A 12,419-nucleotide genomic window follows, 5' to 3' on the forward strand; every position below is an offset into this window, starting at 1 on the left:
TAACATACGACCTAAGGTAACTACTAATTCTTTTTGTGCAACGTCAATTCCCGCTACTTGCTTTACTACTTTTCTCATCATTACTTTTGTTTAAAATTTAATCATAAAGTGATGAATCTTCCTCCGTCTTTTCTCCTGATTGGATATTCTGGATATTAAGATTCTCTTAATTCCTTACATTCTGTTCAGACTCTAAAAGATAAAAAGAAATGAGGTAATTTCTTATATTCAATGTGCTTCATAGAGCTATTTGTCATTTAACTTACTCTCATCTCTTTTCACTTTATTAATGCAAATTTAAAAATCATAACAACTTATAAATTAACTTTGCAAACATAGGAGTCATATAAGCTTGTATGAAGTTTTATGTGTTTATTATCAAGAGCATTTAAGAAGGCTACTACGGTGATAAAACTTATATGGCTTATATGTTTAAAATTCAAAATATGGAAAAAATAAAACGATTAGAAGCTACCGAAAAAGCAATAGAATTAATCAGAATGCTTTCGGATAAGTTTGGTGATTTGATGTTTTATCAAGCAGGCGGTTGTTGTGAAGGAACGCAGCCTCAATGTTTTGAAAAAGGCGGATTTTATTTGCGCTATGGCGATGTTTGCATTGGAACCCTTCAAGGATTTGAATTTTGGGTGGACAAAGATTTGTTCGAATATTGGAAACACGCTCATTTTACGCTTGATGTAACGGATGGAATAGGAGCAGGCGGATTTTCATTAGAAACCCCTTACGGAAAAACATTCAAAGTAAATTATAGATTATTCACAGAAGAAGAAGCTCAGAATTTAGAAGAAATAAGGTTGAATGAATAGGGAGATTTGTCAAGCTGAACTTATTTCAGCTTCTGACTATATTTTAGATGCTGAAATAAATTCAGCATGACAGAAAAGTTAAATAATACTTATTGTTTATGGAATTTATTGATTCAGATTCTTAACTCCAATTGTTTTTTGTGCTTGTTCTTGAATTTGAACTTTTTTCACCCATTATAATTCATCAACTGATATTGCTTCGGCGTAACTCCTTCGTATTTTTTGAATAATCTTATGAAATAATTGCAATCTTCAAAACCGGTAGCATACGAAACTTCATTGACTTGAATGTTGGGATTGCTCAATAGTTTTTTGGCGTATTTTATCTTTTCGTTCAAGATATATTCAATTGGGCTCATGCCTAATTCTCTTTTGAAATAACGATAAAATGAAGTGGTGCTCATACACGCTTTATCGCTCAAATCTTTCAAATTTATCGTTTCTCGAATGTTACTTTTGATATATTCAATCGCTGGTGTAATCGGACTATTGCTATCAAGGAATGTTTCATTTTCAAAACGTTTTGTGGTTTGCGTTTGAATGATTCGGATAATTAATTCTTGAAGAGTTAAATCGGCAAGAGCGTCTTTGGTTAGCGAATTCCCCATGCATTCTTTAATCAGTTTATTGATGGTTCCTGCTAATTCTACATTGTTATAAAAGAAATAGTTTTCGTGATCTAATTTCCATAAATTGCTCTTTCCTTCTTTGGGATATTTCTCATTTAAAAAATCCAAGGTATTCGTAATAATCTGATTATCGATGGCCAAAGCAATACACTGCGTAGGATTGTCTTTTGAAGCTTCAGGAAAATCGATTTTCATTTCGGCATTGGAAGGCACAATTACGGTTTCGCCGGGTAAATATTCAAAACTTGGGTCTTCAAATAAATGCATTACTTTTTTACCGCGCAACATACTCGTAACCACCAAATCATTAAACTTCAACGGAACCAAATCCGATTTTTGATAGGTTTCAAAAATATTCAATTCGCAATGGTCTAAGGAGAAAATGGTACGATTTTCCACCAAAGTTTTTAACGACTTTTCGTGGGTTAAAGCTGGAGTAAAAAGTAACGCTTTGTTCGCCATTTTAAATTTTGAAATAGAAAACTAATATACAAAAAAAGCAACTACTAAGAGTTGCTTTTGGTTTATTTTTTTAAGAACGAAATCAATCCACTAAAATATGTTTTTTGATCGTCGTAGAATGCCATATGACTTCCTTTTGGACAGAATAAATACGAACCATTTGGTAAGATTTTCGAAATTTCTTCCATATGTTTTGGATCCATTGTATCGTGTTTAGCACCGATTACTAATGTTGGGATTTTTACGTTTTTTAAATCGGCTTTTCTATCCCATTTTTCTAATTTTCCTGAAATTCCAAATTCACTCGGACCTTGCATGGTTACGTAAAGCGACTGATTCATCTTAGCAAAAGAACGGTTTACAGGTTCTGGCCAGTCTTTCGCAGGGAAACGAAGAATGTGTTTTTCATAGAAATTCGGAAGTAATAATTCCATGTATTTTGGATTGGAAAAATCGTTATTGGCTTCCATTTTCATCAATTCTGCCAACACTTCTGGATTCATTTGTTTGGCTAATACTTCATTGGCATATTTGTCATATTCTGGACAACTTGCCATCATGTTGGAAATGATTAAGCCTTTCATGTTGTTTTGATATTTTGTAGCATATTCCATAGCTAAAATGCCGCCCCATGAATGGCCTAACAAGTAAAAATTAGTATTGTCTAACTTTAAAGCTTTACGAACTTGTTCTACTTCTTCCACATATCTTGGTAAATCCCACATCGAAGTATCGTTTGGATTATCGGCATTTCCACAACCTAATTGGTCGTAATAAATGAACTCGATACCTTCAGCTGGTAAGAAATTTTCAAAACATTCAAAATATTCGTGCGTAGCACCTGGACCACCATTTAAAAGCAATACTTTAATTTTTGGATTGTTTCCAATGCGTTTTGTCCAAACATTAAAAGTGCCTTTTGGTGTGGAAATAGGTATAACTTTCACTCCGCCATTTTGAATACTGTCAGCTGATTGCGCAAAATACTCGTTTTGAGTGGTGATGGTTTCTTGTTTACAGCTTGTGAATAAAGCTATGGTGAAGAGTAGGAGTGTTGTGTGGAATAGGTTTTTCATAATTGACACTTATTTTTTTTCAAATCTTAGAGTTTTCTTTTTAGAGAATGCATAATTCTCATCATAACATTTCAATATTTTAGATATGTACAGATGATAGTCTTCCTCTGTTTTATTATTTAATAAAATTGTCGATTTAGTGATTACATTTTTTAAATCATTAAAATCAACAATTTCAAAGTTTTCTCCATTTTTTAGCAAAAGATAATCAGTTCCATCATTTCTATAAACAGTTCTTATAAGATAAATACCGATTTCTTTATAGCCGATTTCCGAGCCATCAGTAATTTCCCATGCTCCAATCCCAAGTTTATTTTTATTGTCTATTTCACCTTTTGAAATGAAAAAATCTTTTATGCTTGTGTTTATTTTCTCAATTGTTTTATCATCGTCAATTTTTTGACTGAAAATAACTTGTACAAACAAAAAGCTAGATATGAGTAAGATTCTATTAAATACTTTTATCATTTAATTTTTTTTAAAATCTATTAGTAACAAGATACCATCTCAAATATACCAAATTTCCTCCAAATCCTTACAAAATCTCTTCCACATGCTTCTTAATATTCGATGCAATTTTTGTCATCGGTAAATCGTTGGCGTCGTTGCCAAATGGGTCTTCAATTTCTTCGGCGATTAATTCTAAACTCGCTAAAACATAAAAGATGAAAATCACTACAGGAATTACATAGTAACCCAAACTAAATACGAAGCCGAAAGGTAAGGTCATCACAAAAAAGAAGATGAATTTTTTGATGAACGAACTGTAAGAGTAGGGAATAGGTGTGTTTTTAATACGTTCGCAAGCGCCACAAATATCGGTAAACGATTGTAATTCGGAATTGATGATGTAAAATTGGTCACCCGTAATTTTTCTTGATTTGTACAAATCATTCGCTTTTTGAAACAACATTTTTGCCACTTGATTCGGGCGATGTTTGTGGTGATCCATTTCTAAATCCAAACCTTCAAACAACATTTTACTTACTTCTTCATTCAATAAATGTTTGGAAAGCACCGAAGCATAAGCCGGAATCACTTTTCTGTAGAAATTTCTATCATTCTCATCAGACAAATAAGCGGAAAGTTTTATGGCTAAATTTCGACTATTGTTCACTAAAGCACCCCATTGTTTTCGACCTTCCCACCAACGGTCGTAAGCCGTATTGGTTCTGTATGCCAATAATAACGACAATACAAAACCAACAGTGGTGTGCATTACATTTAGATTCTTTACATGACTGGTTTCAGAAAGTTTCCAATATTCCAATTCCAAATAGGCGATTCCGTAAGCATAAAATCCAATGAAAATCATCATCGGAATCAGTTGACGAAAGGTATCCGATTCGTGAAAACGAAAAATAAAAGTAATCCAGTCTTTTGGGTTGTATTGAACCATTTATTAATGTTTAAATGTTGAATTGTTTAGTTGTGAAGCTGTGGATTTTGATAATTCAATTTTTCGATTTTACAGTTTCACAGTTTCACAATTAAACGCTTTAACAAATCTAATTATATTAATTCAATTTTAATGTACCGGCTAATTCTTTTAAGTTGATTTCTGAAAGTTTGGTTACATATTGTGCGTTCGAGTAACGAACTGATGCTTCTACAAAATTTTGCTGAGCTGTTCTAAATTCGATAGTCGTGATAGTTCCAATTTTGAATTTCGCTAACGTAATATCTAAGTTTTGTTTGGCAATTTCTAAGTTTTTTTCTTCCACTTTTACCAATTCTAAATTGGTTTGATAACTCGCAAATAAAGACGACAATTGTGAGGTTAGTGATAATTTTTGTTGTTCCAAAAGGAATCCTGCATTCTCCACTTGATATTTCGCTACTTTTTCGTTTCTGTTTTGAAGAAATCCATTAAAAATCGGTACAGTCGCAGTAACTCCATACACAAAACCTTGTCCAGAAGATTGCGTGATGAATCCCAAAGAAGCTTCCGAACGCGTAAAATTATAACCCGAAGTAATTCTAACCGTTGGATAACGATTGCCTTTGACTTGTTTTAAATTCAAATCGGCTACTTTTTTAGATAGAATTTGCGCTTGTAATTGCGGATTTTGTTTTTCGGCTGTAGATTTTAACTCGTTGAAATCTAAATTTTGTTCGAATGTAACTTCATTAGCGACTTTAAAATCAGTCTGAATATCACAAACTAATAATTCGTTCAATCTAATTTTACTGATTTTGATGAGTTCTCTTTGTTTCAATTGCAAACTTAAATCGCTATTCAAATCTACTTGTGCATTCAAAACTTCTAATTTCGAAGCTTTTCCAATACTAAAACGATTTTGAGCGGTTGTCAAACGTTGGTTTGAAATCACAATTGCGGTATCAATCGAAGCCAATACTTGTTGTTGTTGCACTAAATCGAAATACGTTGTATAGACATCGCTAATTCGGGTTAAAATTGCGGTTTGTAATTCGGCTTTTCCTTGTTGTTCTAAAGCGTTCAATTGCTCTTTTCTTGCAAACATGCTTAAGCCATCAAAAATCGTCCAATCTAAACCAACACCATAGGTTAAGTTCATGTTTTTAGCGTTGTCTAGTTTTCTTTCAGTCCCATCAGCTTGCGTTTGCGTGGTATTTAATTGACTATTATTGTTAGTGAAATTTGCATTCAACGAAGGCAACATTCTAGCATTGGCTAAATTGTTGTTTGTTTCATCAATTTTGGAATTGTTTTTTGCGATTTTAATATCGTAATTGTTTTCCAAAGCAATTTTAACCGCATCTTCAAGGGTAAGCAAATCTTGTGCTTGTGCTGAAAATCCGATGATAAAAAGGAATACTATTTTATATAAATGTTGCATACTATTATTTCTCTAAAGCGTCTAAATTATCAAATTCTGGTCGGTGTTTTTTTGCTTTCGACCACATTAAATAAATGGATGGAATTACAAATAAAGTTAAGATTAACGAGAACATCGTTCCGCCCACAATTACAACTCCCATTCCTATTCTACTTGTAGAAGCGGCACCAAGCGAAAGTGCAATTGGTAAAGCTCCTAAAGCAATGGCTAAACTCGTCATTAAAATTGGTCGTAAACGTGCTTCCGATGCTTCTAAAATGGCATCGTATTTTGATTTTCCTTGTTCTCGAAGTTGGTTGGCGAATTCGACTATCAGAATTCCATTTTTGGTAACGAGTCCAATCAGCATGACGGTTCCAATTTGACTAAAAATATTCCAAGTTTGTCCAAATAACCAAAGCGAGAATAACGCTCCTGCTACCGCCATTGGTACAGTTAGAATGATAATAAATGGGTCAATAAAACTTTCAAATTGTGCGGCTAATATCAAATAAATTAACAATAACGCCAATCCAAATGCGAAAGAAGTATTCGAACTACTTTCTACGAAGTCACGTGATTCACCACCTAAATCGGCTGTGAAAGTATCGTCTAATACTTTTTCTTTGATTTCGTCCATCGCATTGATACCGTCAATCATACTTTTTCCGGGTGCTAAACCAGCAGAAACCGTTGCCGACATATAACGATTGTTATGAAATAATTGTGGTGGATTACTTTGTTCTTCCACCTCAACTACGTTGTCTAATTGAATTAATTCTCCTGCTTTGTTTTTTACAAACATCGAAGTTAAATCCAATGGAGCATCTCGATCTTTTTCGTCAAATTGTCCAATAACTTGATATTGTTTTCCGTTTTGCATGAAATAACCAAAACGTTGTCCACTCAAAGATAATTGTAAAGTTTGCGCCACATCTAAGACCGAAATTCCTAAACTTTCTGCTTTTTCACGGTTAATAGTTACGTTGATTTCAGGTTTATTGAATTTCAAATTCACATCTACATTCGAAAAGGTTTCGTTTTTACTTGCTTCTTCCATGAATTGTGGAATCTTTTCTCGTAATTTTTCAAAATTTGGAGCTTGAATAATGTATTGAATTGGCAAACCACCACGTCTGTTTACTGAAATAGTAGGTTGTTCGGAAACATTTACTTTCGCTTGTGGATATTTTTTTGTCCATTTGTTCAAATCATCTACAATTTCTTTTTGTGATTTTTCTCGTTCACTTGGGTCAACCAAAGCTAAACGAACTCTTCCCGCATTTACTGATGATGATAAAAACCCTGGTGAAGTGATTACCAATGCCACTTTTTTCTCTGGAATCGAATCGTTGATTAATTTAGATAAATCGTCCATAAAACGATCGGTATATTCGTAAGTAGAACCTTCTGGAGTAGTTACACTGACAATTCCTAAACTTCTATCATCGTATGGAGCCGTTTCTTTTGGAAGAATTGCAAAGAATAATATAATCAATCCAATACAAACTCCAATAATTGGGAAGCTCAACCATTTTCTCTTTAAGAATTTGGTTAAAGAATTCGCATATCCAGTGTTTAAACTTACGAAGAATGGTTCTGTAGCTTCATAGAATTTCGTTTTCTTTTGTTCGCCACCTTTCATTAAATACGCATTCAGCATTGGCGTTAAAGTCAACGATACAAAAGCAGAAATCAGTACGGCGGCACCAATTACGACACCAAACTCTCGGAATAATCTTCCTACGAAACCTTCTAAGAAAATAATTGGTAAGAAAACGGCAGCTAATGTTACCGAAATCGAAATTACTGCAAAGAAAATCTCATTTGAACCTTTGATAGCCGCTTCGATAGGCGACATACCTTCTTCAACTTTTTTGAAAATGTTTTCGGTTACTACAATTCCGTCATCTACTACTAATCCTGTGGCTAAAACGATAGCTAATAAAGTTAATACGTTGATGGAAAAGCCACACAAATACATGATGAAAAATGTAGCAATCAACGAAACTGGAATATCAATTAATGGTCGGAAAGCGATTGACCAATCTCTGAAAAATAAAAAGATGATGATGATTACTAAAACTACTGAAATTGCTAATGTTTCTGCAACTTCAACTACTGATTTTTTGATAAAAATGGTATTATCTAAAGCAATATCTAATTTGATATCACTTGGTAAATCTTTCTTTAGTTTGTCAACTTCGGCATAAAATTGTTCTGCAATTTCTAAGTAATTCGTTCCAGGTTGCGGAATAATAGCCACAGCCACCATCGGATTACCTGATTCGGTAAACTTGGTTTCTAAATTTTCAGAAGCTAAAACCGCATAACCAATATCGCTTAAACGAACGGTTTTATTGGCATCAGCTAAAATGATAATATCGTTGAATTCTTTTTCGGTTGAAAGATTTCCAAGCGTTTTTACCATTAATTCGGTGTTAGCACCTGTTAATTTTCCCGATGGCAGTTCTACATTTTGTTTGTCCAGAGCATTTCGAACATCAGCAACTGTAATTCCGTAAGCATTCAATTTGATAGGATCCATCCAAATACGCATTGAATAACGCTTTTGTCCCCAAATCTGAACGCTACTTACTCCTGGAATCGTTTGAATTCTCTCAGAAATTACGTTTTCGGCATAATCACTCAATTCTAATGCGTTTCTCGATTGACTTTGAACCGTCATCGAAATAATAGCATCAGAATCGGCATCAGCTTTCGAAACTACTGGTGGCGCATCAATATCTTGTGGTAAACTTCTAACGGCTTGCGAAACTTTATCACGAACGTCGTTAGCGGCTTCTTCTAGGTTTTTCTCTAATTTGAATTCGACCGTAATATTACTCGAACCTTGATTACTCGAAGATGTAATGTTTCGAATACCATCAATCGAATTAATAGCTTTTTCGAGTGGTTCGGTGATTTGTGATTCAATAATATCGGCATTGGCACCGGTGTAATTCGTTCGAACATTAATTACGGCAGGATCAATCGATGGGAATTCGCGAACACCCAAATAGCTAAATCCTAAAATACCAAAAAGGATAATCAGCAAGTTGATTACAATGGTAAATACGGGTCTTTTTATACTTAAAGTAGATAAACTCATTTTAAATTTGAAGTTTGAAATTAGAATTTAGAAAAGCTTATTTTACTTTTACTTTGATATCAGCTTCGTCTTTTAAAGCCATAACGCCAGAAGTTAGAATCGTATCTCCTGATTTTACGCCTTGCGTAACGATTACATCTTTATCAGTTCTGGCAATAGTTTCAATTTTTACTTCTTTTGCTTTTCCGTTGTTAGCAATATAAACTACTTTTCCATCTTGTACTGGAACGACCGCTTCCGAAGGAATTTGAATAGCACCTTTGATATTTTTCAATGGAAGCTCAACAGTAGCAAAAGTTCCAGCTAGTAATTTTCCATTTGGATTTTCGGCAATTGCTCTAATTTTTAAGGTTCGAGTAGATGTTTCAATTTCAGGCTCGATAGCGTATATTTTAGCTGTAAATTTCTCAGTATTATTTGGAATCGTAAATTGAATAGGAGTATTGTTTTCAACTTCCGAAGCATATTTTTCAGGAATTGAAAAGCTAATTTTAACTTGATTTGAACTTACTAATTTGGTGATTAGTGTGGTTGGTGTTACGTAAGTTCCTGGAGAAATATTTCGTAAACCAATTTTTCCCGAAAATGGTGCTCTTATACTTGTTTTAGCAATTTGTGCTTGAATCAATTGCGTTTGTGCTTTTAGACTTCTGAATTCGGCACTTGCAATCTCATATTCTTCTTGAGAAATAGCTTCTTTTTGTAGCAATAATTTAGCTCTTCTTTCATTTTCTGAAGCAAGGCTTTGTCTTGTGATTGCTTGCGAAAGTTGTGCACGAAGTTCAATATCATTAACTTTCAATAAGACCTGACCTTTGCTAACGTTTGTTCCTTCTGTGAAATAAATTTTTTCTACAATTCCAGAAACTTCACTTCTAATTTCCACATTTTCATTGGCTTCAATAGAACCTGAAAGGGAAATAGTATTCGCAAAATTTGTTTCCGAAACTACAATGGCATCAACCATCATTGGCGGTTTTTTATCACCTTTTCCACCACCTTTTTCAGATTCGGAACTGTTTTTTGTAATTCGATATCCAATTAAACCAACAAGAGTCAAAGTGATTAGCGTGATGCTTATAGTTTTTATTTTCATAATTATGGAACTAAACTTAAGATTTAATACAAAACTAAGTCTTACTATATAATTATGCCAAAACCTTACCATTTATTTAACATTGTTGTAGATACAAATGTTTTAAAAATTTGAGATTTATTTATAAAAGTTACGAAATAGGTGTTGAAATTTACTTTTTGTTATAATTTTTCTACACTTCGTTACATTAAATGTAATTTAGCTAATGTAATTCCAAATAGTTTTCTTTTTGCTTAACTCAATAAATGCTTCACGAAGTTTTGCATGTTCTGGTTTTTCCATTGGAGCATCATCTTTTAAGAGTTTGATAGCATGATGACGTGCTAATTGCAAAATGTCTTTGTCTTTGACCAAATCCGCAATTTGAAGATTTAAAACACCACTTTGTTGTTTACCCATAATATCGCCAGGACCACGTAATTTTAAATCGACTTCCGAAATTTCAAAACCATCATTCGTTCGAACCATCGTTTCCATCCGGATTTTACTATCGTTACTGAGTTTGTGACTTGTCATTAATATGCAATAACTTTGTTCGGCACCACGACCAACTCGTCCTCTTAATTGGTGTAATTGTGATAATCCAAAACGCTCTGCACTTTCAATAACCATTACAGAAGCATTTGGTACATTCACACCAACTTCAATCACAGTAGTTGCCACCATAATATTAGTTTTTCCTTCAGAAAAGCGACGCATTTCTTCGTCTTTATCGGCGGGTTTCATTTTTCCATGAACAATGGAAATAGAATATTGAGGTAAAGGAAAATCTCTTGAAATACTTTCGTAACCATCCATCAAATCTTTGTAATCCATTTTTTCTGATTCTTGAATTAACGGATATACAATGTACACTTGACGCCCTTTTGCAATTTCATCTTTTAAAAATTTCCAAACTTTCAATCGGTTTGAATCATAACGATGTACTGTTTGAATTGGTTTTCTACCAGGAGGCAACTCATCAATCACTGAAATATCTAAATCACCATATAAACTCATGGCTAAAGTTCGAGGAATAGGAGTAGCGGTCATTACTAAAACGTGAGGTGGAACATCATTTTTCTTCCAAAGTTTTGAACGTTGTTCCACACCAAAACGATGTTGCTCATCAATAATTGCTAAACCCAAATTATAAAATTGTACTTTATCTTCTAACAAAGCATGCGTTCCAATTAAAATATCTAAAGAGCCATTTTCTAGGGCTTCATGGATGATTTTTCGCTCTGCTGTTTTAGTGGAACCTGTTAGAATTTTTATTGTGATGTTTAGTTCTTTCGCTAATTCGCTAATTCCGTTAAAATGTTGATTGGCTAAAATTTCAGTTGGCGCCATTAAACAACTTTGAAAGCCGTTATCTTTAGCTAAAAGCATGCACATTAAAGCTACGATGGTTTTTCCCGATCCAACATCTCCTTGGAGTAAACGGTTCATTTGTGCATTGCTTCCTAAATCGTTACGGATTTCTTTTAAAACGCGTTTTTGAGCATTGGTTAAATCGAAAGGCAAATGATTATTATAAAAATCGGTGAAGTTTTCGCCTACGCGTTCAAAAGGTAATCCTTTGATTTTGTTTTTGCGAATGAGGTTCTTAGTAATCAATTGCAATTGAATGAAAAACAATTCTTCAAACTTCAATCGAAATTGTGCCTTAGCTAATAAATCTTGGCTTTTTGGAAAATGAATATTGAATAAAGCGGCATTTTTAGGAATTAACTTCAATTCATCTAAAAGATAACTCGGTAAATTTTCTGAGAACAAAGCTTGCGTTTCCACAAATAATTGTTGCATCATTTTATTGATGACTTTGTTCGAAATCCCTTTATTAGCTAGTTTTTCAGTACTTGGATAAACCGGTTGCATTGCCGAACGCAGACTGGCTTTGTGTTCTTCCAACAATTCCATTTCGGGATGCGCCATATTGAAAGTAGCACCAAATTGGATAACTTTTCCAAAAATCACATACGGAATATTAATTTTGATGCTTTCTCGAATCCATTTTTGACCTTGGAACCACACGAGTTCCATTTGACCGGTATCGTCAACAAAAGTGGCAACTAATCGTGAACGTCCTTTGCCTTGTTCAACGGTTTTAATATTGATGATTTTACCCACGATTTGAACTTCTGAATTGCTGTTTTGTAGTTCGTTTATCTTGTAATAACGCGTTCTATCAATATAGCGATTGGGAAATAAATTCAGTAAATCGGCATAATTATGAATGCCCAACTCCTTGCGCAATAAATCGCCACGTTGTGGACCAACGCCTTTGAGATATTCTATGGGAGTTTCGAGTAGATTCAAATTCAAGTGCAATTACAAGTTCAAAATTCAATTTTTAAAACACAGATTTGAGAATTTTTTAAAAATTTATCCAATTACTTCAATCTGTGTTCCTAATGCAAAAGCGAAGATAGTT

Annotated in this window: 9 protein-coding genes; 1 reads left to right on the forward strand and 8 read right to left on the reverse strand. The window is 33.7% G+C overall.

Features of this window, described 5'->3' with window-relative positions:
• Nucleotides 1-446 precede the first annotated feature (446 nt).
• A complete protein-coding gene (locus BP92_RS0108740) occupies nucleotides 447-827 on the forward strand; it encodes a DUF779 domain-containing protein (RefSeq protein WP_026725715.1) in 381 nt (126 codons plus the stop codon).
• A 167-nt stretch (nucleotides 828-994) separates the two neighbouring features.
• On the opposite strand, the gene BP92_RS0108745 is transcribed toward BP92_RS0108740, so the two are convergent.
• The 8 genes from BP92_RS0108745 to recG all read right to left on the reverse strand — a co-directional run bounded on the left by BP92_RS0108745 (nucleotide 995) and on the right by recG (nucleotide 12,310).
• Nucleotides 995-1,918, reverse strand: coding sequence for an AraC family transcriptional regulator (locus BP92_RS0108745; protein ID WP_026725716.1), 924 nt, complete (start codon nucleotides 1,916-1,918; stop codon nucleotides 995-997).
• 62 nt (nucleotides 1,919-1,980) lie between these two features.
• Nucleotides 1,981-2,994, reverse strand: a complete 1,014-nt coding sequence (locus BP92_RS0108750) for a proline iminopeptidase-family hydrolase (protein WP_026725717.1) — start codon at nucleotides 2,992-2,994, stop codon at nucleotides 1,981-1,983.
• A 9-nt stretch (nucleotides 2,995-3,003) separates the two neighbouring features.
• Nucleotides 3,004-3,462, reverse strand: coding sequence for a hypothetical protein (locus tag BP92_RS0108755; protein ID WP_026725718.1), 459 nt, complete (start codon nucleotides 3,460-3,462; stop codon nucleotides 3,004-3,006).
• A 67-nt stretch (nucleotides 3,463-3,529) separates the two neighbouring features.
• Nucleotides 3,530-4,393 carry a bestrophin family protein gene (locus BP92_RS0108760; RefSeq protein WP_026725719.1) on the reverse strand — a complete coding sequence of 288 codons (864 nt, stop codon included), beginning with the start codon at nucleotides 4,391-4,393 and terminating at the stop codon, nucleotides 3,530-3,532.
• Between the two features lie 118 nt (nucleotides 4,394-4,511).
• The gene (locus BP92_RS0108765) at nucleotides 4,512-5,816 is read right to left on the reverse strand and encodes a TolC family protein (RefSeq protein WP_026725720.1); all 1,305 of its coding nucleotides are present in this window, start codon (nucleotides 5,814-5,816) and stop codon (nucleotides 4,512-4,514) included.
• A gap of 4 nt (nucleotides 5,817-5,820) precedes the next feature.
• On the reverse strand, nucleotides 5,821-8,907 hold the full coding sequence (locus BP92_RS0108770) for an efflux RND transporter permease subunit (RefSeq protein ID WP_026725721.1): 3,087 nt from the start codon (nucleotides 8,905-8,907) through the stop codon (nucleotides 5,821-5,823).
• A 37-nt stretch (nucleotides 8,908-8,944) separates the two neighbouring features.
• Nucleotides 8,945-10,003: an efflux RND transporter periplasmic adaptor subunit gene (locus BP92_RS0108775; protein ID WP_026725722.1), complete on the reverse strand. Its 1,059-nt coding sequence runs from the start codon at nucleotides 10,001-10,003 to the stop codon at nucleotides 8,945-8,947.
• A gap of 198 nt (nucleotides 10,004-10,201) precedes the next feature.
• Nucleotides 10,202-12,310 (reverse strand): ATP-dependent DNA helicase RecG, encoded by a 2,109-nt coding sequence (recG, locus tag BP92_RS0108780; protein ID WP_026725723.1) that lies wholly within the window; start codon nucleotides 12,308-12,310, stop codon nucleotides 10,202-10,204.
• Nucleotides 12,311-12,419 lie beyond the last annotated feature (109 nt).

The sequence above is a fragment of the Flavobacterium sasangense DSM 21067 genome, assembly GCF_000686885.1.
Classification (GTDB): Bacteria; Bacteroidota; Bacteroidia; order Flavobacteriales; family Flavobacteriaceae; genus Flavobacterium; species Flavobacterium sasangense.